At 56.2% G+C, this 22,474-nt stretch carries 19 protein-coding genes; 8 read left to right on the plus strand and 11 right to left on the minus strand.

All coding sequences use genetic code 11. The features are described 5' to 3' along the window. Position 1: 1 nt before the first annotated feature. Positions 2-3,628 carry a transporter substrate-binding domain-containing protein gene (locus tag ACO77H_RS07190; protein WP_170057711.1) on the plus strand — a complete coding sequence of 1,209 codons (3,627 nt, stop codon included), beginning with the start codon at positions 2-4 and terminating at the stop codon, positions 3,626-3,628. Positions 3,629-3,755: 127 nt separating this feature from the next. On the opposite strand, the gene ACO77H_RS07195 is transcribed toward ACO77H_RS07190, so the two are convergent. From ACO77H_RS07195 to ACO77H_RS07210, 4 genes are read right to left on the minus strand one after another with little or no spacing between them, the layout of a single operon-like run. Next, positions 3,756-4,817, minus strand: a complete 1,062-nt coding sequence (locus ACO77H_RS07195; RefSeq protein WP_169954274.1) for a fimbrial protein — start codon at positions 4,815-4,817, stop codon at positions 3,756-3,758. Between the two features lie 19 nt (positions 4,818-4,836). Next, entirely contained in the window at positions 4,837-7,332 is a 2,496-nt protein-coding gene (locus ACO77H_RS07200; protein WP_432755199.1) for a fimbria/pilus outer membrane usher protein, read from the minus strand. A gap of 14 nt (positions 7,333-7,346) precedes the next feature. Then, positions 7,347-8,066 carry a fimbrial biogenesis chaperone gene (locus ACO77H_RS07205; protein WP_262380928.1) on the minus strand — a complete coding sequence of 240 codons (720 nt, stop codon included), beginning with the start codon at positions 8,064-8,066 and terminating at the stop codon, positions 7,347-7,349. Positions 8,067-8,092: 26 nt separating this feature from the next. Continuing rightward, entirely contained in the window at positions 8,093-8,671 is a 579-nt protein-coding gene (locus ACO77H_RS07210; RefSeq protein ID WP_169954272.1) for a fimbrial protein, read from the minus strand. A gap of 450 nt (positions 8,672-9,121) precedes the next feature. Here ACO77H_RS07210 and ACO77H_RS07215 point away from each other — a divergent pair, with 450 nt between their 5' ends. The 3 genes from ACO77H_RS07215 (at position 9,122) to ACO77H_RS07225 (ending at position 12,190) form a co-directional block, all read left to right on the plus strand. Then, positions 9,122-10,351, plus strand: coding sequence for an EAL domain-containing response regulator (locus tag ACO77H_RS07215; protein ID WP_432755200.1), 1,230 nt, complete (start codon positions 9,122-9,124; stop codon positions 10,349-10,351). Between the two features lie 80 nt (positions 10,352-10,431). Further along, positions 10,432-10,857, plus strand: coding sequence for a response regulator (locus tag ACO77H_RS07220; protein WP_169954270.1), 426 nt, complete (start codon positions 10,432-10,434; stop codon positions 10,855-10,857). 322 nt (positions 10,858-11,179) lie between these two features. Next, positions 11,180-12,190: an alpha/beta hydrolase family protein gene (locus ACO77H_RS07225; RefSeq protein ID WP_169954269.1), complete on the plus strand. Its 1,011-nt coding sequence runs from the start codon at positions 11,180-11,182 to the stop codon at positions 12,188-12,190. A 5-nt stretch (positions 12,191-12,195) separates the two neighbouring features. Here the strand turns inward: ACO77H_RS07225 and ACO77H_RS07230 are convergent, their stop codons facing one another. Both ACO77H_RS07230 and ACO77H_RS07235 read right to left on the minus strand, forming a co-directional pair. Then, positions 12,196-12,855 carry an aminopeptidase P family protein gene (locus tag ACO77H_RS07230; protein WP_262381421.1) on the minus strand — a complete coding sequence of 220 codons (660 nt, stop codon included), beginning with the start codon at positions 12,853-12,855 and terminating at the stop codon, positions 12,196-12,198. A gap of 95 nt (positions 12,856-12,950) precedes the next feature. Beyond that, positions 12,951-13,307, minus strand: coding sequence for a DUF2784 domain-containing protein (locus ACO77H_RS07235; RefSeq protein ID WP_169954268.1), 357 nt, complete (start codon positions 13,305-13,307; stop codon positions 12,951-12,953). Positions 13,308-13,422: 115 nt separating this feature from the next. Between ACO77H_RS07235 and ACO77H_RS07240 the strand changes: the two genes are divergently transcribed. Further along, positions 13,423-14,112: an HAD-IA family hydrolase gene (locus ACO77H_RS07240; protein ID WP_170043292.1), complete on the plus strand. Its 690-nt coding sequence runs from the start codon at positions 13,423-13,425 to the stop codon at positions 14,110-14,112. A gap of 61 nt (positions 14,113-14,173) precedes the next feature. On the opposite strand, the gene ACO77H_RS07245 is transcribed toward ACO77H_RS07240, so the two are convergent. Further along, positions 14,174-14,920, minus strand: a complete 747-nt coding sequence (locus ACO77H_RS07245) for a 3-oxoacyl-ACP reductase family protein (RefSeq protein ID WP_169954266.1) — start codon at positions 14,918-14,920, stop codon at positions 14,174-14,176. 125 nt (positions 14,921-15,045) lie between these two features. Here ACO77H_RS07245 and ACO77H_RS07250 point away from each other — a divergent pair, with 125 nt between their 5' ends. Both ACO77H_RS07250 and ACO77H_RS07255 read left to right on the plus strand, forming a co-directional pair. Then, on the plus strand, positions 15,046-15,969 hold the full coding sequence (locus ACO77H_RS07250; protein ID WP_169954265.1) for a LysR family transcriptional regulator: 924 nt from the start codon (positions 15,046-15,048) through the stop codon (positions 15,967-15,969). Positions 15,970-16,045: 76 nt separating this feature from the next. Beyond that, positions 16,046-16,507, plus strand: a complete 462-nt coding sequence (locus tag ACO77H_RS07255; protein WP_407073419.1) for an anti-virulence regulator CigR family protein — start codon at positions 16,046-16,048, stop codon at positions 16,505-16,507. Between the two features lie 14 nt (positions 16,508-16,521). Here ACO77H_RS07255 and ACO77H_RS07260 read toward each other — a convergent pair whose 3' ends face one another. The 3 genes from ACO77H_RS07260 to ACO77H_RS07270 all read right to left on the minus strand — a co-directional run bounded on the left by ACO77H_RS07260 (position 16,522) and on the right by ACO77H_RS07270 (position 20,026). Next, a complete protein-coding gene (locus ACO77H_RS07260) occupies positions 16,522-17,250 on the minus strand; it encodes an aspartate/glutamate racemase family protein (protein WP_170043295.1) in 729 nt (242 codons plus the stop codon). Between the two features lie 14 nt (positions 17,251-17,264). After that, positions 17,265-18,791, minus strand: a complete 1,527-nt coding sequence (locus ACO77H_RS07265) for an NCS1 family nucleobase:cation symporter-1 (RefSeq protein WP_432755201.1) — start codon at positions 18,789-18,791, stop codon at positions 17,265-17,267. Positions 18,792-19,291: 500 nt separating this feature from the next. Continuing rightward, on the minus strand, positions 19,292-20,026 hold the full coding sequence (locus ACO77H_RS07270; RefSeq protein ID WP_057960355.1) for a phosphoadenylyl-sulfate reductase: 735 nt from the start codon (positions 20,024-20,026) through the stop codon (positions 19,292-19,294). A gap of 154 nt (positions 20,027-20,180) precedes the next feature. Between ACO77H_RS07270 and thrH the strand changes: the two genes are divergently transcribed. Next, complete coding sequence (thrH, locus tag ACO77H_RS07275) at positions 20,181-20,798, plus strand: bifunctional phosphoserine phosphatase/homoserine phosphotransferase ThrH (protein WP_029298307.1); 618 nt, start codon at positions 20,181-20,183, stop codon at positions 20,796-20,798. Between the two features lie 259 nt (positions 20,799-21,057). Here thrH and pabB read toward each other — a convergent pair whose 3' ends face one another. Further along, positions 21,058-22,401: an aminodeoxychorismate synthase component I gene (pabB, locus tag ACO77H_RS07280; RefSeq protein WP_169954260.1), complete on the minus strand. Its 1,344-nt coding sequence runs from the start codon at positions 22,399-22,401 to the stop codon at positions 21,058-21,060. Positions 22,402-22,474: the final 73 nt, after the last annotated feature.

Consider the following 22,474-nt stretch of genomic DNA (forward strand, 5'->3'; position numbering starts at 1 on the left):
CATGAAGCGGCCAATCGGGTTTCTGTTTTTTTTACTCTGTATCAGCCCTCTTGTTCAGGCGGTGCATTTTCACGACGATATCGAGCCGTTGAGGTTATTGGGACGCTCCCATCTCACCGGGTTGAACCTGAAGTTGTCGGACGCCGACAACCGTTTGTTGCGCGATAAAAAAAACGTGCGAGTCGGGGTTGCCATCACCGACTCGGCGCCTTTGGGCTTGAGTGCAAGTACCTACGATTACGAAGGGGTGACGGCTGACTATGTGGAGCTGATTTCGGACCTGTTGAACATCGACATCCAGGTTCAACGCTATCCCGACCGTGCACACGCGATAGAGGCACTTAAAAGAGGTGAGTTTGACCTGCTCGGGATCGCCACGCATGTCGACGAGGCCGATCCCGAGCTTGTAGTTTCAAGGTCTTACTTCGATGATCAGCCGGTGTTGGTTAGCCGGCGTGATGCCGGCGTGGAGTTGCCTAAGGATCTTGGCGGGCAGCGTTTGGCTATGTCTGCGAATGGCCTACCCCCTTCCGAGGTCATGGCGTACTACCCGTTGGCTAAACTGCAGATCTACCCGACCGATCTGGACGCCATCAGTGCTGTGGTTTTCGACCAGGCTGATGTGTACTTGGGAGGGGCGGTTACTTCCAATTATCTGATCAACCGAAATTTCCTGCACGACGTTCACCTGTCAGACTTCGCGAGCCTGGAGGTGAGCAGCATTGGTTTTGCATTACGGGTTGAAGACCGTCAGCTTCTTGAAATCATCAATCGGGCGTTGGCGGCGATTCCTGCCGAAGAAAGCATGACCATCTTGCGACGCTGGGGGGCAGATACGATCACCGTACGCGACCAAGGCCCGGTTGACCTGAGCGCCAAGGAGAGGCGCTGGCTCGCAGACCATCCGCAGTTGAGGGTAGGGGTATTGGAGAGCAGTCCTCCACTGGCGTTTTTCGATCAGCAGGGGAGTTTTCGCGGTATCAGCGCTGATTTGTTGGCGATGATTCGTCGGCGTACCGGCCTTACCTTCGAGGTGGTACGTGCAGATTCGATGGATGGCCTGGTGGCGTTGGTCAAGAAGGGCAAAGTGGATTTCATTGCCGCGTTTCACCAGAATACGGATAACAGCGACCTGCGTTTTACCCGGTCCTATTTGACCAACCCTTATGTATTGAGTATTCGTAAGGGCGATGGGGCATTTGGCCGTTTGGAAGATCTGGCCGGTAAACGCTTGGCAATCAGGCACGACAGCGGCGTCCGGAATTACATTGAACTGCAGTACCCGGGCATTGTTTTGGTTGAAGCGCGAGAGGCGGGTGAAGCGTTGTCGATGGTCGCACAGGGTAAAGCAGATGGCGCTGTCACGACCCTGGTCAATGCCCGCTATCTGATTGCTACCCAGTATCCATCCAGTTTGCGTGTAAGTGGTGCCGTGGGGGCTCCACCCGCGCAGATGGCACTTGCCACCGATCGAGGATCGCTAGAACTGTACTCGGTCCTGGACAAGGTGATGCTCAGCATCTCCCCGAAGGAGTTGGACGAACTGACCAATCGCTGGCGCGGTGAAGTGGCGGTGGATAACAAGCGCACGCACGCCAATCAATCGGAAATCATCCGCGGTTCTGCTATTGCTGTGATCTTGTTGCTGGTGGCATTCGCCTGGATTCTCTATTTGCGACGCCTGATCCAGAAGCGCGACGTGGCCGAACAGGCATTGAAAGAACAAATGGAGTTCATGCGCGTACTTATTGATGGGTTACCTCATCCCATCTACGTACGCGATCGCCAGACACGCTTGTTATTGTGCAATCGCCGTTATCTGGAGGAGATTGGCAGCACCCTTGAAACAGTTATTGGTAAACGCCTATCTGAAACGCAAACGCTGGACGACGATTCTGCCCAGGTTGCGGCCTATGAGCAGCTCTATCTGGAGGTGATGGACGGCGGCCAGGAGCTGCTGACCGACCGTGAGATTGTGTTTTTTAATGGGCAGACGATTACCGCTTATCACTGGATTCTCCCGTTTCGCAATAACGCGGGTGAGGTCAAAGGAATCATTGCGGGTTGGATCGATATCAGTGAGCGTGAGCGTTTGCTGGTGGAGCTCAAAGACGCCAAGCAGGATGCTGAGAAGGCCAATCGGGCGAAAACCACCTTTCTGGCCACCATGAGTCATGAGATCCGCACACCGATGAACGCAGTGGTGGGGATGCTGGAGTTGGCCATGAAAAAGGCAGACCAAGGCATTCTTGACCGTTTTGCCATCGAAGTGGCGTCGGGCGCCGCGCGTGGGCTTTTGGAACTGATCGGCGACATTCTGGACGTGGTGCGCATCGAGTCCGAGCGCTTGACGCTGTCACCGCAACGGGCGGCACTCAAAGACCTGGTGGTGTCGGTGGTACGGATGTTCGAGGGATTGGCCCGGCAGAAGCAACTGAATCTTGCGCTGTCATTCGATGAAGACGCCAACCAGGAGGTCTTGATCGACCCGCTACGGTTCAAACAGGTGCTTTCCAACCTGCTGGGTAACGCCATCAAGTTCACGGACGTCGGGCAAGTGCAGGTCTGTGTAGAGGTCACGCGTGCGGCCGCAGACGAAAGCATGGGTGTTCGTGTGCTGGTGCGCGATACCGGCATTGGGATTTCCCAGGACGATCAGCAGCGGCTGTTTGTACCGTTCAGCCAGGCCAGTCATGCGGGGGCTGGAGGCTCAGGCTTGGGGCTGGCGATCAGCCGTAAACTGTGTTCGATGATGCAGGGTGAGTTGAACTTGAGTAGCGTGATGGGGCAAGGCACGGAGGCCGAGGTGTTACTGGAGCTGGCGGTTCTTGCGCCATTGCCGCTCATCCGGCCGGAACCCGTATTACCCGAATTCAGCCAGCCGTTAAAAGTGCTGGTGGTTGATGATTATCCGGCCAACCGCCTGCTGTTGTCGCAGCAGTTGAGTTACCTGGGGCATACGGTTGCCGATGAATCCGACGGAGCCCACGGCTTGCGTGCCTGGCGCAATGGTCATTTCGATGTGGTGATTACCGACTGCAACATGCCGGTGATGACAGGCTACGAACTGGCCAGGGCGATCCGCGCCGAGGAGGCTGATTCGGGCGCGGCGCCTTGCTTGATCCTGGGTTTCACCGCCAACGCGCAACCGGAGGAAAAGGATCGTTGCCTGGAGGCGGGCATGGATGATTGTCTATTCAAACCCATCAGTATGAAGGACCTGACTGCGCGCTTGTCCGGCGTGGAGTCGGTGTTCGAGGAAGCAGGGGACACTGATGCGTCAGTACCACTCTCCGACGACATTGACCTCAGCAGCCTCGAACAACTGGCTCATGGTGACCGCACGCTGGTTAACAGCTTGTTGAAGGATCTGGCCAGTAGCAATGAAGAGGATTTGTTACGGCTGCTCAAGCTCTACAGTGATCACGACTTGACCGGGCTGTCTGACCTGAGCCATCGAGTCAAGGGGGGAGCACGTATCATCAAGGCGCATCGACTGATCCAGTGCTGCGAGCAACTGCAAGCTGACTGCAACGGGCATGATGCCGTGCGTTTGACCCAATCGGTGGATGCTCTGCACGAGGCAATGGAGGCATTGGCGCAGCGTCTGGAGGAGTGTACTGGCTAGCCAGGCGTCAGGGGAACCAGATGCGTTTACGCAGGAGCGGAAGCTTGGGGAATGGCCAACGACCCCGCTGTATCAATGGGTCGTTGGCATTGTTGATCGTCAATCGTTTATCGATCTGGGGTGATGATCACTGATAAACGATGTTCAGCGTAGCAGTTGCCCTGACTTCACCGCTGGTAAGTTGAGCGGGGTTGTAAGGGAAGTAGTAGGCGCCCATGCCAACCGAGAAATTGCTATTAACCACAGCACCTGCTGCGGCACTGAAAATGGAGGTGGCACTTCCCCGGTTTAAGGTGGAGGTGGAAAAGACAACCGGTGCGTTGGGAGTGTCGCGTTTGGCTACCTTTATACCGACGCCTTTCGCCGAGCCAGGCGTGCTGTCCATCAATACGCTATTGTCGGATGGAAGCAGGTTATTGCTGGATAAAAACATGTCGATTGCGCGGTCGGTGCTGCCGTTAGCCAGCAGGTTGTTACAGCTGAAATTCAATGTAAATGGCGTATAACCCGGTTGAGGGATTTTTGTCAGCTGCGCAACGCCTATTTTAGGAAGATTTACCATCAATCCTGCATTGTTGAAGGTGCAAGTTGTCATCCTTGGGGTGTATTTTACTATTATGTTCTGGGCAAACATATCCTGGAAGTCTTTTGGCCAATAGGTGAAAAAACTCCCTACATAACGGAGGAATTTCCCGAGCCATTCAAAAAAACCCATACCGCCGCTAGTTGTATCTCTCGCAATAGCTACGTCATTAATATTTAATGTATCTTGGCCTTCTTCGGCTACAACCTGATCGCCACCACCCCGGGGCACCAAAGTAAAACGCAGAGTCACAGGCGTGTTAAATTCTCCAGATGAGTGAGTACCTGCCGGAATGGATTGCTCTGGGAACGATCCAACGATGCTCATTTCTACCCAGCGTGCCCCTTTATCAAATCCCAAGCGTAATTTTTTATTGCCAATTGGGGAATAAGCTTCGATTTTTGAGTTTCCATTGCAATTGACAGACGCTGCCGGAAACTGGGTATAAAACGTCTTCTCAAATACAGGGTTTTTTGCGCTCAACTCATTTGAAATGTCGATCAGTATTGGGTTTCCGTATTGGGTGGGTGTTTCACCGTAGCAACGTGCATAGCCATTGCTACTGAATAGTCCAGCTACTAAAAAAATAAGAAAAAATCTGTTCATGATAATTTATTGTCTCGAATTAATGGCAGATATTTTTTGATGTGGTTTCGGCCAAGTCAGGCCGGTGAATAATGCAACTGCCGTTGTTAAGTCGAACCTCAAGGTACTCTGGCTTTTCATTGGACTTTACATACAGAACGCTGGCCTGGCCGATGAAACCGATAGACTCGCCTGATTTATCTAATACCTCCGCGCCAAACGGTAGAGGGCCACCATCTGCCTTGCGTGCCTGCACGATGTAAGACTGGCGTTGGTCAGTCTCAAATTTTACATGGTTGACTGTGCCGGCGAAGGGCACTGCATTGGCAATGTTTCCGACGATCTCTGCGCCGGAACTGTTACCGCTGTCGGACAACGTAACTGAGTTCAACCGATAAGGTGTTGCGTACGGAATCAGCGCCAAGCCATCTTTATTGGTCACAATACTTTGGTCTCCATTGACGATCAGGCCCTCGGCCTTGGGGGCCTCGACTACCATCATGGTGCTGCCGATTTCATTGGAGGCCAATATATGCCCAGGAATCATCACGACACTGCCTCGCGCACCTAGGCCGGTTTGCCGATAATCGGACGACTCACCGTAAGAGGCACCTACTGTTGTGACATTGCTACGGTAGGAGGTATTGACGCTGGCGGTGTTATCCCCTCCGTTTTGATTGCTGGCAGCTACGGTGTAACTCAGGCGGTTTGATTCCAGTGCATTGCCACTCACGCTAACGTTACTTTGCTGGTAGCGCGAGTCCACCAGTGATGCACCACTGTTGAGATACACCCTGTTGCCGGCGATATCAAAGGGCATGGTCATTGAGAGATAGAATCGCGTCTCTTCGTCACGGTTGGAGTTTCTGACGCGGTTGGCAGAGATACTGTAATTAACCTGCCCCACAGCGTTTGTGTAGCCAAATTGGTACTCACGGCTTTTAGTGTTGTTTGTCCAGTAGTCGCGTTGTGTTCCGGAAAAAAACACGGTGCCCCAGTTATCTTTCAAACGCTGGTTCAGACTTAAATTGAAGGTGTTGCGTGGGCGTGCGCTTCGCAGAGCATCCCAAGTATTCAAGTCGAGGATCGGAGCATCATCTTCGTCAAGTCTGTTTCGATAGTCGTTGATTTGTCTTTCGAGTTCACGGTATCCCTCTTGGGAATAAATGGCATCGCTGAAGCTGTAGTAGCCTTCGGTAGAATATCGATACGCCGCCAGGGTAAAGTTGGTATCCGTTACATCCAGGAACTTACTGTAGGACACCCGTACACTTTGCCCGCTTTTGCTTTGGTTTTTTAACTGAGTATTGGATTGGGTCACGTCAACAGAGACTGCACCGATCGGCAGGTTCAAGCCGCTGCCGACAAGGTAGGCGCGGTAATCATTGCTGAGGGTTGTGCCGGTATATCCGGTTAACAGATTGTTAAGCCCATACTGGAACGTACCCTGCACAAAACCAGGGTTATAGTCGGTATTGGTCTGGTTTACGTTACCGGCCACCAGGCTGTACTTACTGATCCCTTCCTTGAGCATATTAGGCACGGCGGAAAACGGTACGCTGAACGACTGCTCGCGACCGTCGGCCTCGTGGACCACCACCGTCAGGTCGCCAGCAGAGCCGGTGGGCTGGATATTGTCGAAGGTAAAGGCGCCTGGCGGTACGCTCTCCTGATAAACCACGCTGCCGTTCTGGATGACTTTTACCAGGGCATTGGTTTGTGCGACGCCACGCACAATGGGTGAAAAACCCTGTTTGGAGTTAGGCAGCATATTGATGTCGGACGTCAACGCCACACCTCGAACTCTAATCGAGTCAAAGAGATCACCTTCCGAGTAAAAATCACCGAGCTTGAAGTTGGAGGTGATGGAGGCAATGTTCTTCTGAAGATAGCGTGTATTTTTTTGGTACTTTAAATTTTCCGAGGAGCTTTTTCTTAACGAGCTATTTTCCCGGAACTGCCAACCAGCAAAGTTGATACCGAAATCCAGACCAGAGTACAGTTCGTCGCTGGATGAGCCGCCTTTTTTCGATTGTATGCTGTAATGCATTGCATTGTAGCCAAATAAAAATGCAGGCACGCCATGATCCCAGAATTTCGGGTCGACATAACCAGCTTCCGAACGATTCACATAAGACTGGGGCACAGTCAGCTTCAGGCTCAGGGTGCTAATATCTAAAATAAAAGAACCGCCTTGAACCAATTGGCTGACTTGTAGACTGTCCGCGCCTGGCTGCGCAGCGGGCAAGCCACCCATGTTGATCCCAAGAAGTGCGCTATCTTCGTAGCTGATCTTGATGTCGTCTTTTACGCCGCCAAACACTAATGAATAGCGACCTTTCCAAGTGTTATTGACATAAATATCAACATCTTGTTTGCCCGCAGGTATCTCGGAGTTTGCATAGAAGCGTGAAAGATCGGATTCGCGAGATTTACCGGCCATAAGCGAAGTATCAAAGGTTTCTGCATAGGCTTTGTCCAGTAGAAACAGCGAGGACATCGTGAGAGCTTTAATAAGGGGTTTATGCTGTTTCATTCTGGGGCTTCACCTTAGTGCGATACTACAGCTTTAGTTTTGTAGGCACCCAAATCATCAATATACATCATGGTGTAGGGTGTATTTTTACTGACGGACTCTTTGCTCTCGACGAATGCGGAGGAAAAAGGAGCGACCATGACTGAGTCAACGAGCAGGTGTTTTTTATCGTGCTGGTCAATGTTGGCGAGTGTGAAAAAGTACGCGCTTTTATTGATCACGTTAAAACCTTTCGCGACCGCTTGCAGTTCGATTTTTTCGACGCTGCTGCTGGCTTTCTCTTTTAGTCCGCTCGGGCGATAGAACATTTTTATGCGAGACTTGATCGCCAGTTGCAGTGTGTTTGCACCCTGCAAATTTTCTGGAGTTGGCGGGATGTCCAGCACGTTTAAAAAGAAAACAGACTCCCGATCCGCAACCAGTGGGGCGCCGATTTTTGTAATTCGGAGCTGTTGACCGCTATCGCCGGATACTTTGACAACCGGCGGAGATAGCAGAAACGGAACATTCGCTGTTTCCGGCGTGGAGTTGATGTCGCCATCATCTATCCAGGCTTGTACCAAGGATGAGTCACTCCCATTATTGATGAGTTGAACTATCACATCTTTGTTTGCTTCTGGATAAACCACCCGAGTGCCATTGATGATAATGTTGGCCTGCGCAGACACCGAGCCAAGTAGTAACCCTGCTAAAACTAGTTGCTTTATCATGATGTTTTCCTGAACCAGGCCCATGGGATGGGCCTGGCACACGGGTTGTATTACAAGTAGGAAATGGTGTAGGTCAGGTTGGAGCTAAGGGCACCAACTTTGGCGGCGGCGGTGTTGGTTTTGTAGTAGTACGCATCAAGTACTAGTGTTTCAGGTGTTGTACCGGCTCCGCTGATGAGCGTGTTGAACGGCACGTTCAATTGGATCGGTGTGGTGGAACCTGGTTTCGCCAACGAGAAGCCGACGTTTTTGGCAACAGCAGCATCACTTTCGTTGACTGTGTTGTTCAGCAAGAACTTACCGTCTGTGGAAATGTTATCTGCGGACGAGAAATACATTTTCAATGGAGTGCCAGCAGTTCCTGCTGCTGGGGTGCAACCCGAGAAGGTCAGCGAGAACGATTTTTTGTTTTTGGTCAGCGGGCCAACAGTGGTGCCGGCGTCGTTAACAGAGATAGGCGACAGGGCAACGGTGAAGTCTGCACTTTTACCGCCGTTAATAGTGCAAGTAGTGTCGGTAATTGCGCCACTGAAGGAAATAACACCACCGGCGGCGTTGTCGGCAGCCATTACATTTGCAGAGGTCAGTGCGGCGGTCAGTGCTACCAGGGAGAAAGCGTGCTTGATCATAAAAATTCCATTGCTTGGTTAAGGTACGTATTAGGTTTTTACCTTGCAAGACCAGTGAATCTCTGCAGAGTAGAAACCAACTTCGACGAGCACTAACGTTGCGTAGTGGTTGTATGGTGCAGATCGAATTGGCAATAGTTTGTCTGGGGGGAATGAAGGTGTGTGTAGTCTCGTTCCTTCTGAATTGTAGGAAATTTCCTCGTGACGTTCGGACGCGAGCGGTCATTCCGTATTTCTTTCTGTGAGAAATTTCCTACGTTGTGGCGGGAGATTTCTAGGCGTTTGCACGGTGAAGGATAGCGATAATAAGGAATCCAACTAGATCGTACTAAAGCACCAAGATACGTGTTTGACCCGCGTGTAGTACGTCATGTTTAGAGGAAGGGAAAAGCACTCGAAAGTTAAGGAGTATAGAAAATTAAAGTTTTACCGTATTCCGGAGAGCTATTCATGCAAGTACTACCATTACGTGTTCTGGTCTTGAACGACAATTTTTTTCAACGAGCAATCTCCGTCAATATGTTGCGGCAATTGGGCTGTGAGTCGGTGTTCAGTGCTCTCTCGGCGCTGGATGCGCTACACACCCTGCAAAGCGTCGGGCCCGTAGATGTTGTGTTATGCGATCTACGTATGCACGGCCTCGATAGCCTCGATTTTTTACGGTGCTCGGCACAGAACGGTTTAGTCAAGTCGGTCATTGTCAACAGTTCGCTTGCGGAGGACGTGCGCAGAGCCGCCACAAAACTGATCCCTTTATTAGGATTGAGAATGTTGGGGGAGCTGGGGCAGCCTCTGCAGTTTGATACGTTGAGCAGGTTGCTGAAAAACTACTTGAATCAGCCGGCTACCCCATCGGATTCCCCTAACATCGATTTGGTAGCTGATGAAGCGCAGGTCCGCCGTGCAATGGAATGCGCGCAGATGGAGACTTACTTTCAGCCCAAAATCAATCTGTTGAGCAATGAGGTATCAGGTGTCGAGGCTCTGACGCGCTGGAACCACCCAACCGGTGGCGTTGTTTCACCGGTCGTTTTTATGCCGACTCTTGAGCGTTGCAACTTGATGGATGAGTTGTTTTTCGCCCAGTTTGATCAAGGGTTGCAGTTGCAGCGGCATTTTTTGATGCACGGAACCCCTTTGAACATTGCATTCAATCTGCAACCTTCACAGCTTTCCAATGCGGCTTTGGTCACAAGGATTAAAGCAACCCTGGCGAGTTTCAGGTTGCCTGGAGCCGGCGTCACTTTCGAACTGACCGAAACAGGCCTTGTGGAAGCTTCAGCTACCTGCATGGAAAATCTCGTGCGGCTGCGCATGATGGGATGCCGGCTATCCATTGATGATTTCGGCAGTGGTTTTTCGTCATTGCAACGTTTGTGTCAGTGGCCTTTCAACGAGATCAAGCTGGACGGTGAGTTTGTTCAGTCACTGGGTGATGGGCCTCGTTCCCGGGCTGTCATCAGCAGCACCATCGCGTTAGGAGAGTCCTTAGGTATGACGGTGGTGGCTGAGGGTATCGAAACCCAGGAACAACACCACCAATTAGTGGATCTTGGCTGCGTGCATGGTCAGGGCTACTTTTTTGCCAAACCGATGACGAAGCACGGCCTGGAAAGTTGGCTTCAATCGCGTTATCCAAATCCCGAGGAGCGAAGGTTGCGCTCGCTCACACCCCGATAACACGTTGGCATCAGTTTGTAGGCCTGCATCGCTGTCTGCATGCAGTTACTGCGTGCTTTCGCAATTTACAAGGATCAAGAATGCCGACCCCCTATTTACGAATTTTGGTTGTTGACGATCAACCTGCACAACGGTTGAGTATTGAGAAAATGCTGAATCAGCAGGGGTATCACCGAATCGCACCCGTGGAAACATTTGCGGAATTGTTGGCAATGGTTGAAAACGCCGTCGAGCCCTTTGACCTTTTGGTGATAAACAGTGCTTTGGGAGTAGATGTAACATTTAGCCTGGATGATTTTTTTATGAACTGTCCGGCTGTTCGTCATACGTTAGTTTATGACGGCCTCCCAGTTGACAACCTGGTGACAGTCCCGGCGCCGGGATCAAAAGTAATTAGTAAACTCACGCGAACACCTGATGAGCGGGCGATAAGAAGCCTTATGCGCACGATCGACCCACCAAAAGTTCAACCCACACGTAGTATTCGTTTGCGCAGGGTGCTTTGAACTCAGACCGTTATAGCGATTACCGAACAGGGCTCGTAGACATTTCCATTTCCGGCATCAAGCCGTCCATGCATCGCTGGACAAAACATCAGACTCGCAGTCGATTTCCAGTTTTAAGGGAACTATTGACTGTTGCACTTTGCTCTCGCCATCGCCCGCGAATGCTGTGAATGTACGGACGAAGCCGTTTGAATCGCCCCGGTTTTCCTAGAGAAAGCCGGGGGTTTGTGGTTTTTGCTGCATGAAAACCAGCGATATGGGAATAATGTGGCCACACGCGCAGTGTCTGCCGTGCATTGCATCCCATCAAGGAAGATTCCCATTGAAAGCAGCCCTAATCGCTCTGCTCCTTACCTGCGTTACTTCCACCGTTTTTGCCAGTAACCCTGTCGGCTTCCAAGCCTCGACCTTGCCAGACCCCAACAACGAGCGCCCGCTGGAGATGGTGGTCTGGTATCCCAGCTCCACTACCGCCACGCCAAAGGTGATCGACGACAACCCGGTGTTTTTCAGTGCCCTGGCCGTGCGTGATGCGCCTGCGGCGGTGGGTGAGCATCCGTTGGTAGTGCTTTCCCACGGTTTCGGCGGCAGTTGGGGCAATCAGGAGTGGTTGGCCAGTGCGTTGGCCCAGCGGGGTTTTATCGTGGCGGCGGTCAATCATCCTGGCACTACCAGTAAGGACCGCAGCGCTCGTGCCGCCGCGCAGTTATGGCAGCGGCCGGTGGATATTCGCCGCGCTATCGACGCGGTGCTGGCGCAGCCAAACCAGTTTGGCGAGGTGCTGCCCGGTCGAATTGCAGTGGTGGGTCATTCGCTGGGCGGTTGGACGGCGCTGGAAGTCGCCGGTGCCCGTTTCGACCCTGAGCGTTTTGCCCAGGACTGCAAGGTTCACCGGCAGTTGGCCCCTTGCGCGGTCTACCAGCAGTTGAACCCCGCGCAGGCGCCGTTGGCAGAGGATTTGAGTGACAAGCGGGTCACTGCCATTGTTTCGCTGGACCTGGGCCTGTCGCGTGGGTTTACCGATCAAAGCCTGGCGGCGTTGCCGGTGCCGACGTTGGTGATTGCTGCGGGCGTGCCCTCAACAGAGCTTCCCGCTGAGTTGGAGTCTGCTGACTTGGCCAAGCGCCTGCCCCCGGCATCGACGCGCTATGTCGAAATCAGCGACGCCACTCACTTCAGTTTTATGGCCGTGTGCAAGCCGGGCGGGGAGGCGTTGATTGAAAAAAGCTCGCCAGGCGACGGCATGATCTGCCGCGATGGCGAAGGTGCCCGCCCGCGTGAGGTGATCCAGCAGCAGGTCACTTCCCTGATTGTTGAATTTCTGGCTCGTTAAACAGGCTAGGCCAGCAAATCCTCATAAAACGCCCCATAAGCCTTGCTCGGGTGGGCAATCTGAATCTCCAGGATCCACAGCCCTTCATTGGGGTAATGTTCGAAATCCCCCAGGTCGCCGCCACGGTGGATGGCATGGGGGAAGTCGCTGACGCGGTGCCCCTTGATGCTTAGGTTCAGTTCCCAGCCCATGTCCCGGGCCTGTTCTTGGGCATAGCGATAGAGCTCAAGGCCGACGACTTTTTCGGTTTTCCAGCGCAACTGCACCCGCTCGAACAGCGCTTTGGCTGCGCTGGCACAGGCGGCCATTTGTGGGTCGCTGCCGGTGGTGAAGGTGGCGCCGGCGTCGCCTTCATGGCCCTGCCACACTGCGCCCATGTCGATAAAGAAGATGTCGTTCTCGGCTAGTACCGGGTCGCCGTCGGAGCGTTGCTTGAAGGTCTTGAGGGTGTTGGCGCCAAATCGCACCAGCAGCGGGTGCCAGATGCGTTGCATGTCCAGATCGGCAAGCACCTGCTTGCCCAGTTCCCGGGCTTGGGATTCGAGCATGCCGGGGCGGATCTGCTGGGACAATTGCTCGATGGCGCGCCAGGTCATGGCTTGGGCGTGGCGCATGGAGTCGATGCTGTAGGCGGCGCCCACGGCTTCCTTCGAAGGTGCGTTCAACGGGGTATCCTCGATTTTTATTGGCTAATCGCTATATCTTTTACTATATAGCGAGCGGTAGTGATCGGGGTACCCATGCATGCAACGAAGCCAGGCTACGAGCGCCTGGCCAGGCGCGTATACACCGCAATATTGATCAGCAGGACCAGGGCGCCCAGGCCCAGTTGGATCTGGGGTGTCAGGCCCGCCGGATAGATCAGGGCAATGATGTAGTGCTCGATAAAACCCGCGCCATAACCTTCTTGCCCGGCGAGGTGGCGCAGCAGGTTTTCCCAGCGGGTCAGGGGGCAGGGCAGGTGGAAGAACTCGACGGCCATGCCCCAGGCGGCGGCGGGCAGGTGCAGCCAGATGACTCGGCGCCAGCGCAGGGCGAGCAGGCCACCGAACAGCACAAACAGGATAAAACACAGGTGAAACAGCACCAGGCTGTCGGCGGCAATGCGCAAAAGCATATCGGGTTCGCTTGAACGGTTAGGGCGCCAGTCTAAGGGATAATGGGTTGCTTGCAGGCTGGCAGGGCCGTTATTGTGCTGAATCCTTTTAGTCCTTTGCCACGGATCTTTTGTGATGAGCGCATCGCGTACTGCTGTCGGCCCGATCAAGGCCGTGATTTTCGATATGGACGGGTTGTTGCTGGACACTGAAGGCATCTATACCCAAGTCACGCAGATCATTGCCGAACGCTATGGCCGTACCTACGACTGGGGCATCAAGCAGCACATCATCGGCCGTGGCGCCCAGGACCTGGCCGAGTATGTGGTCAAGGCGCTGGACTTGCCGATCACTCCCGAGGAGTTCCTGCGCATCCGTGAGCCGTTGATGAGCGAGCGTTTTCCCAAGGCGCTGGGCATGCCGGGCGCCGAGGCGTTGGTGCGGCATTTAAGTGCGCACAATATCCCCATAGCCGTGGGCACCAGTTCGTCGCGCAATTCGTTTGGCCACAAGACCACGCTGCACCGGGAGTGGTTTGGCCTGTTCGGCACCATCGTCACCGCCGACGACCCGGAAGTCGGCGCAGCCAAGCCTGCGCCAGACATCTTCCTCACCGCTGCCCGCCGCCTGGGCGTTGCGCCCGAGGATTGCCTGGTGTTTGAAGACTCACCGTTTGGCGTGACCGCAGCCAAGGCCGCGAACATGACGGCCATCGCCGTGCCTGATGAGGCCATGGCCGACAGCAAGTACGCTCATGCCGACCAGATCATCCGCAAACTCGCGGACTTCGACCTGGCGGCCTACGGCCTGCCACCGATGCGCTGAAAGCTATCGGCGCCTGCGTAGGCGCCGGCGGCCGGCGATGGCGCCCGATAGCACACTGCAATCAGGCGCTAAAGCCACCATCAATAGTCAAGCTGGCCCCGGTGATATAGCCCGCCTCCGGCCCTGCCAGGTAGGCGACAAAGCTGGCGATCTCTGCCACCTGCCCATAACGGCCCACCGCCATAAAGCCAATCAGGCTCTCGGCAAACTCACTGTTGGCCGGGTTCATATCGGTGTCCACCGGGCCCGGCTGCACGTTGTTGATGGTAATTCCCCGTGGCCCCAGGTCGCGCGCCAGGCCTTTGGTCAAGCCCACCAGCGCGGCCTTGCTCATGGCATACGGGCCGCCGCCGGCGAAGGGCATGCGCTCGGCGTTGGTGCTGCCGATATTAATGATGCGACCCCCTTCGCCCATGTGTCGCGCCGCTTCCTGGGTGGCGATAAACACGCTGCGCACGTTGATGGCCAGGGTCTGGTCAAAGTCTTCCAGTTTGAACTCTTCCAGCGGGCCGACCGCCAGCACCCCGGCGTTGTTCACCAGGATGTCCAGGCGCCCGAACGCTTCAACCGTGGCGTTGACCGCATTGCGAATGGCCACGGCATCGGCGCTGTCGGCGTGAATCGCCAGGGCCTTGCCGCCATCGTTGATCACACTGTCCTGCAGGGCCTGGGCCTTGGCGGCAGAGCTGACGTAAGTAAAGGCAACGGCTGCACCTTGCGCGGCCAGGCGTTTGACGATGGCGGCGCCGATACCGCGGGAACCGCCCTGGATCAAGGCAACTTTGCCGCTGAGGTTTTGCGTGGTCATGTCGATCTCCAATTAGGCAAGGCGCGAATGCCTTGTGTTGTTGCCGAGTATCGACCTCGCGGGCATCCCTCGGTAGACCGTGATTGCTATAGTCTGTGTAAACCAAAAGTTTAGAGTGAGGTGGTATGGAGAGCTTCGGTAGTATCGAATGCTTCGTGCGCAGCGCCGAAGGCGGCAGCTTTGCCGAAGCGGCGCGGCACCTGAGCCTGACGCCGGCGGCCGTCGGCAAAAGCGTGGCTAAGCTTGAAGCGCGCCTGGGGGTGCGGCTGTTCCAGCGCAGCACCCGGCGGCTTACATTGACCGAAGCCGGCAAGTTGTTCCTGCAAGAGGTCAGCGCCAGCCTCACCACCATCCAGAATGCGGTGGCCAACCTGGCCAGCGCCGAAGGCCGACCGGTGGGTACGCTCAAGGTGAGTATGGGGACGGTATTTGGCAACCGTTATGTGGTGCCGTTGCTGGCGGAGTTTTTGCGGCGCTTTCCCGATATCAGCCCTGATTGGCATTTTGATAATCGCCAGGTCGACCTGATCGGCCAGGGCTTCGACGCCGCCATCGGCGGCGGGTTCGAGCTACCCCAGGGCGTGGTCGCACGCAAGTTGACCCCGGCCCACCGGATTCTGGTGGCCTCGCCCGATTACCTGGCCAAGCGCCTGCCCGTGCGTGTTCCCGAAGACCTGGGCTTGTGCAATGGCATCCTGATTCGCTCGCCGCAAACCGGCCGCGTGCGCACTTGGCAACTGACCAACCGCGCCCGCGAACAGCGGCCCCTGATGCTCAAGCCACGCATGACCATGGGCGACTCCGAAGCCGCGTGCTGCGCCTGCACCCAAGGCCTGGGGATTGCCCTGGTCAGCATGCCGATGGCTGTGCCGTTCCTCGACAGTGGCGCCGTGGTGCGGGTGCTGCCCGACTGGTACGTCGATGACGGCAACATCTCCCTGTACTACGCCGAGCACAAACTGCTGCCGGGCAAGACCCGAGTGTTCGTCGACTTCATCCTCGAGCAGTTTGCCCAGCAGCAGTTGGCGCAGCGGTTCAGCGCGGTATAGCACTCACTGCTGAACTCGCTGCCCGCTAGTGTTCTAAGCTGATACGGGCCAATGGGGCTTGCGACTGTCGAGACCGATCATGTCCATATCACGCGCTTTACTCGTATTTACCAGCCTGGCGTTGATTGCAGGCTCCCCGGCGCTGCTGGCCGATCCCGGCAATGGCAACGGCAAGGACAAAGGCAGTGCCCATGGCAATAAGGGTGGCGGCCAGGGTAATCAGGTCCAGGGTGGTGGCAAGAAGGGTGCAGGCGCCCATTACAGCGGCCCGCAAATTGATATCGGGGGTGTGCGGGTAATCCTTGGTGACAGCCGCGACTACTGGCGCGGTGGTTCGTCCCTGCCGCCAGGCATCCAGAAAAACCTGGCCCGTGGCAAACCCCTGCCACCGGGAATCGCCAAGAAACTTGATGGACGCCTGTTGGGGCGCCTGCCCCATTACGACGGCTACGAATGGCAACAGGCTGGCACCGACCTGATCCTGGTGACGATTGCCACCGGGATCATTTATGAAGTGCTCAATGACGTCTTGAACTGATCGAGATCGGCGATTCAGCGTGCGAACCTGCCAGGCCAGCCGATGATGGTCTTTGGCCGGGGTGTTCCATAGGTGCGCACCTTCGACGTCGACAACCCCAGCCTCACCAAGGATTCGGCCAGGGTTACCGCTGCAGTCACGCCATCGACCACCGGCACGCCGGTGCGCTGGCGGATCTGCTCATCGAGCCCGGCCATGCCGCCACAACCCAGGCAGATCACCTCGGCCTTGTCTTCGCTGATGGCCAGCTCGGCCTGGCGCACGATGGCCTCCATGGCCCGCAGCGGGTGTTCCTCCAGTTCCAGCACCGCCATACCGCTGGCGCGCACCGAGGCACAGCGCTCAAACAGCCCGGAAAGCTTGAGCCGGTCTTCGATCAGCGGCACTGTGCGGTCCAGCGTGGTGACCACCGAGTAAGCATGGCCAAGGAACATTGCGGTGCTGGCGGCGGCATCGGTGATATCCACCACCGGCACGTTCAACAGTTCCTGCAGGCCTTCGCGGCCATGTTCGCCGTAGCCGGCCTGGATGACCGCATCGAATGGTTGGTCGTAGGCCATCACCCGGTCCATCACCGCGATGGCTGCCAGGTAACTTTCAAAATTGCCTTCCACCGACTCGGCGCCGAAAAACGGGGTCAGGCCGACAATTTCGGTGCCCGCTGCCGCAACGCTGCGCGCCTGTTGGGCGATGGCTTGGGTGATGGATTCGGTGGTGTTGACGTTGACGACGAGAATGCGCATGGAATGCTCCCTGATCAATGACTGACGTTGTCGACAGCGATGCTCTCGCCGCTGATATCGGCATAGAACGGCTGGCGCTTGGCGATCAGCCGATACAGCACCCCGGCAATCCCCGCGCCAAACAGCCAGGAGAACGGCGAGACACTGGCAAAACCCGGCAACAGCGCTAGCACAATGGCAATCACCGCAGCTGGGACAAACGCGGCGACCGCCCGCATGTTCACCCCACGGCTGTAGTAATACGTCCCGTTGGGGTCCTCGCTGTACAGCTGCGGCACGTCGATCCGGCCCTTACGGATCAGCCAGTAATCCACCATGATCACGCCATACAGCGGGCCCAGCAGCGCACCCAGGCCGGAGAGGAAGTACACAATCACCAGCGGGCTGTTGTAGAGATTCCACGGCAGGATCAGCACCGCGAGGAACGCGCTGATCAGCCCCGCACGCCGGAAATTCAGATACTTGGGCGCCAGGTTGCTCAATACAAAGGCTGGGGCAACGAAGTTCGCCATGATGTTCACCGCCACGGTGACGATCAGGAATGCCAGGCAGCCCAGCACCAGGAAGAAGGTGTTGGGAATGGCCGCGATGATCTGGGTGGGGCTTTCGATCACCTGGCCATTGAGTTGGAACTGCCCGCCGCACAACAGGATGGTGATGATCGCGAACACCAGGATGTTCACCGGCAGGCCCCAGAAGTTGCCGACCTTGATGGTCCTGCGGCAGGGCGATGAGCGGGCGAAGTCGCAGAAGTTGAGGATCAGGGTGCCGTAGATCGCCAGCCACAAGGCGCCGCCGGCAAAGATATTGCGCCACATCTCGCCACCGCTCAGGGGCTCGCGGATCGACCAGGCGATAGTGCCGCTTGCCTGGAAATACATCCAGCCGGCCAGCGCCGCAACGGTCAGCAGGATCACCGGGCCGGCAAAGCCCTCGTAGCGCCGGACCATTTCCATGCCGTAGGCCAGGATCACCAGTTGCACGAACCAGATCATCACAAAACAGGCCCAGCCCAGGGTTGAGAGGCCGAGTATCGAGTTGTGGTCGTAGTCGGCGAACCCTGGATGAATCGCCACCAACAGCACGCGGAACACCACTGATGCGAGGTAGGTTTGAATCCCGAACCAGGCGATCGCGATCACGGCCCGGATCAGCGCAGGTATTTGCGCGCCATAGATGCCAAAACTGATCCGGCTGATCACCGGGAATGGCACGCCGGTTTTCTGGCCCATGTAACCCGACAAGTTCATAAAGAAATACACCAGCGCCGCGCCGATCCCCAGCGACAACAAAATCTGCCAGGCACCGAGGCCCAGGGCGTACAAGCCGATGGCGAAGGAGTAGTTGGCGATGTTGTGCACATCGTTGGTCCACAGGGCAAAAATGCTATAGCCACCCCAGCGCCGGCCTTCGGCCTTGGTGGGTGCCAGGTCCTTGTTATGCAGGCGCGGGCTGAGTACCAGTGGCCCGTTGGGGGCCGTGGGTATTGCTGTGGAGGAGGGCAGATCCAGTGCGAGAGTGTTGGGCAGAGTTGTACGCATTCCGGCAAGCTCCTGGCATCTGCAGCGAGCACGCGGGTAAGGCGCGGCTAGCGTGCGGACACAAAGTGTATGAGGGTTGTTGTTGAAGTTGTATACAAAGACTTCAGCTCCCTTAGCCACTTGTGTGCCAGGTTTTCATCTATCAAAAGTTCGGCTAATTTCGTTTTTGCAGGGTTTATTAATAATTGGCTGAATTTAAACAGTTATAAATTGACCGTTTGAACAGGTATTTATTTTTTTGCGGGATTGTGGGAATGGAGGATGTAGGAAGTAGGCAAAAACAGGGTGTAACTTTTCGGTGCGTAATTATTAAAGTGCACACAAAAATGGCACTGGTTGTAACGTTTGTGTGTACAGGTTTTATGGTCGATGGAAACAAATGTGGGAGCTGGCTTGCCTGTGATCGCATCATCCCGGTATTCAACTACACCGAGGTGATGCGATCACAGGCAAGCCAGCTCCCACACGAGTTTGTTGCGACATGCTTGGCAGGCCAGGCTTCAGGCCTTGCTGATGATATTTCCCGCGTGCAGCCCACATTCCTTCTGGGTTGCCTCTTCCCACCACCAGCGGCCTTCGCGCTCGTGCTGGTTCGGTAGCACCGGGCGGGTGCAGGGCTCGCAGCCGATGCTGATAAACCCGCGTTCGTGCAGGCTGTTGTACGGCAATTCGAGCATGCGGATATAACCCCAGATTTCTTCGCTGGTCATTTGTGCCAGGGGGTTGAACTTGTAGAGGGTGCGCTCGGGCGTGGAGAACGCGCTATCGACTTCCAGGGCCGCCACCTGGCTGCGAGTGCCGGGGCTCTGGTCGCGGCGCTGGCCGGTGGCCCAGGCGCGTACGCCGGAGAGTTTGCGGCGCAGCGGTTCGATCTTGCGCACGCCGCAGCATTCGCCATGGCCGTCCTTGTAGAAGCTGAACAGGCCCTTTTCCTTGACGAAGGGTTCCAGCTTGCTCTGGTCTGGCGAGATCAATTCGATATCGATCTTGTAGAAATCACGCACCTGCTCGATGAACCGGTAGGTCTCCGGGTGCAGGCGGCCGGTGTCGAGGCTGAAGACCTTGACGTTCTTGTTGAGTTTCCAGGCCATATCCACCAGCACCACGTCCTCGGCACCGCTGAAGGAAATCCACAGGTCATCGCCGAACTGGCTGAACGCCAGCTTGAGGATGTCCTGGGCGGACTTGTTGGCATAGGTCGCGGCGAGTTCAGCGACGTCGAAGGCTTGGTTCATCAGGACGGTTCCTACAGGTCAGTGGCGCTGAGCGCTCTATAGGAGTGGGATGTTAACAAAATCCGCCCTGCGTTGCGGCGGCCAGCGCGAATCGCTAGAGTTCGGCAGTCCTTTTGCTCGCTCAACTGAAAAAAAATCCAAATGGGAGTGTCTTGTGGAAATTGCCTGTCTCGACCTGGAAGGGGTGCTGGTTCCGGAAATCTGGATCGCCTTCGCTGAAAAAACCGGTATTGAATCCTTGCGGGCCACCACCCGGGACATTCCCGACTACGACGTGCTGATGAAGCAGCGCCTGCGGATTCTCGACGAGCACGGCTTGAAGCTGTCGGATATCCAGGAAGTGATTGCCACGCTCAAGCCGCTGGAAGGTGCGATCGAGTTCGTCGATTGGCTGCGCGAGCGCTTCCAGGTGGTGATCCTGTCGGACACCTTCTATGAGTTTTCCCAGCCGTTGATGCGTCAGCTGGGCTTTCCGACCCTGCTTTGCCACCGCCTGATTACCGATGAAAATGACCGGGTGGTGAGCTATCAATTGCGCCAGAAAGACCCCAAGCGCCAGTCGGTGCTGGCCTTCAAGACCCTGTACTACCGGGTCATCGCTGCGGGCGATTCCTACAACGACACCACCATGCTCGGTGAAGCGGACCGTGGGATTCTGTTCCATGCACCGGAAAACGTGATCCGCGAGTTCCCGCAATTTCCGGCGGTGCATACCTTTGAGGACTTGAAGCGGGAGTTCATCAAGGCTTCGAATCGTTCGTTGAGCCTGTAAGTGATTTAGCGAGGCTGGATGCCTCATCGCCAGCAAGCCCACCTCGACCGTGTTTATCCTTTGGGAACGCAGTCGAAGGTGGGCTTGCTCACGATGAGGCCCTTGAAAAAGGGCTGTGCTTCAACGGCGCAAGCGACAAAAACGATCAGGGCAACAAGCAGTTGCGCCATGTGATCCCTCACGGACGGCAGACGCTATTGTTGCGCTGCAGTACGGTCCACGGCGGTTCTGATTCAGGTTCTTTCCTTGGGATAGGCGCTTACAGCCCTTCCAGCGTCTCCAGCAACACCCGCACCTTGGTCATCGATTCCTGGTACTCCTCTTGCCACTGGGAATCGGCGACGATCCCGCCGCCACCCCAGCAACAGACCTGGCCGTCCTTGACCAGCAGGCTGCGGATGGCGATGGAACTGTCCATCTCGCCGCGTACGTCAAGGTATAGCAGCGAGCCGCAGTACAGCCCGCGCCGGGTCGGTTCCAGTTCGTCGATGATCTGCATTGCACGGATCTTCGGTGCGCCGGTAATCGAGCCGCCGGGGAAGCTGCCGGCGATCAGGTCCAGGGCGTCTTTGTCGTCAGCCAACTCGCCCGTGACGCTGCTTACCAGGTGATGCACATTCGGGTAGCTTTCCAGGCTGAACAGCTCCGGCACCTTGACCGAGCCGGTGCGGCAGGTGCGCCCCAGGTCATTGCGCAACAGATCGACGATCATCAGGTTCTCTGCCCGATCCTTGGGGCTGGCCAGGAGTTCGGCGGCGTTGGCTGCATCCTCGTTGGGTGTTCGCCCTCGGGGGCGGGTGCCCTTGATCGGGCGGGTTTCCACCTGGCGCTGGCTGATCCGCACGAAGCGTTCCGGTGACAGGCTCACGACCGCGCCGTCATCCGGCAGGCTCTGGAAGCCCGAGAACGGCGTCGGGCAGGCGGCCCGCAAGGCGCAATAGGCGACCCAGGGATCGCCGTTGCACGCCGCGCGAAAGCGTTGGGCAAAGTTGACCTGGTAACAGTCACCCGCCTGGATATAGTCCTGGATCCGCGCCAGAGCCTGTTCATAGGCGGCGGCGCTCAGGTCTGGGGTCATTCGGCTGTGCAGCTTGAAGCTGGCCGGGGTGTGGGCGGCAGGGTGGCGGAACAGGTCCAGCAGCCTTTGCCGTTCGCTTTGCGGCAGTTTCGGGTGGAACACCAATTGGCTGGTGCGTGCCTGGTGGTCGCTGATCAACGCCCAGGAGTAGAGGCCAAAACGTGCGTCGGGCAGGCCGATGTCATCGATTGCCTGCTGCGGGAGTTGTTCCAGGTGGCGGCCAAAGTCGTAGCTCAGGTAGCCGATCAAGCCGCCGGCAAACGGTAGTTCATAAGGCGCGGGCAGGCTGGCGTCACCCAGCAGCGTCAGGTTTTCCCTCAGACGCTCCAGGAAATCGCTACCGCTTTCATCCGGCCACACCGCCAACGTTGCTTCCGGCCAGGCGCTGAGCAGGTCATAACGACCACGCTCGGCTGCCGGCCGGCCACTGTCCAGCAGCACGGCGCCAGGCGCATGGCGGATCGCCGCAAAATACTCGGCGGGGTTGGCGTGGTAGGGCAGCGGGTGTACGGAGCAGGTCGACATGCGGGGGTGTATCAGCCATGGGCGCGGGGGAGGGGATTGTAGTCCCCTGTAGGATTTGCTCCTAGAGGGGATG

It is taken from the genome of Pseudomonas sp. WMBT8, from assembly GCF_050916005.1.
Lineage (GTDB): Bacteria > Pseudomonadota > Gammaproteobacteria > Pseudomonadales > Pseudomonadaceae > Aquipseudomonas.

Bases quoted from the DNA above. Each gene is read 5' to 3' on its own strand.
- ACO77H_RS07240 (WP_170043292.1), top strand. From the start codon at position 13,423: ATGAGCGCATCGCGTACTGCTGTCGGCCCGATCAAGGCCGTGATTTTC.
- ACO77H_RS07215 (WP_432755200.1), top strand. From the start codon at position 9,122: ATGCAAGTACTACCATTACGTGTTCTGGTCTTGAACGACAATTTTTTT.
- ACO77H_RS07200 (WP_432755199.1), bottom strand. From the start codon at position 7,332: ATGAAACAGCATAAACCCCTTATTAAAGCTCTCACGATGTCCTCGCTG.
- ACO77H_RS07265 (WP_432755201.1), bottom strand. From the start codon at position 18,791: ATGCGTACAACTCTGCCCAACACTCTCGCACTGGATCTGCCCTCCTCC.
- ACO77H_RS07260 (WP_170043295.1), bottom strand. From the start codon at position 17,250: ATGCGCATTCTCGTCGTCAACGTCAACACCACCGAATCCATCACCCAA.
- ACO77H_RS07245 (WP_169954266.1), bottom strand. From the start codon at position 14,920: ATGACCACGCAAAACCTCAGCGGCAAAGTTGCCTTGATCCAGGGCGGT.
- ACO77H_RS07210 (WP_169954272.1), bottom strand. From the start codon at position 8,671: ATGATCAAGCACGCTTTCTCCCTGGTAGCACTGACCGCCGCACTGACC.
- ACO77H_RS07220 (WP_169954270.1), top strand. From the start codon at position 10,432: ATGCCGACCCCCTATTTACGAATTTTGGTTGTTGACGATCAACCTGCA.
- ACO77H_RS07205 (WP_262380928.1), bottom strand. From the start codon at position 8,066: ATGGGCCTGGTTCAGGAAAACATCATGATAAAGCAACTAGTTTTAGCA.
- ACO77H_RS07235 (WP_169954268.1), bottom strand. From the start codon at position 13,307: ATGCTTTTGCGCATTGCCGCCGACAGCCTGGTGCTGTTTCACCTGTGT.
- ACO77H_RS07270 (WP_057960355.1), bottom strand. From the start codon at position 20,026: ATGAACCAAGCCTTCGACGTCGCTGAACTCGCCGCGACCTATGCCAAC.
- ACO77H_RS07250 (WP_169954265.1), top strand. From the start codon at position 15,046: ATGGAGAGCTTCGGTAGTATCGAATGCTTCGTGCGCAGCGCCGAAGGC.
- ACO77H_RS07195 (WP_169954274.1), bottom strand. From the start codon at position 4,817: ATGAACAGATTTTTTCTTATTTTTTTAGTAGCTGGACTATTCAGTAGC.
- pabB (WP_169954260.1), bottom strand. From the start codon at position 22,401: ATGTCGACCTGCTCCGTACACCCGCTGCCCTACCACGCCAACCCCGCC.
- ACO77H_RS07190 (WP_170057711.1), top strand. From the start codon at position 2: ATGAAGCGGCCAATCGGGTTTCTGTTTTTTTTACTCTGTATCAGCCCT.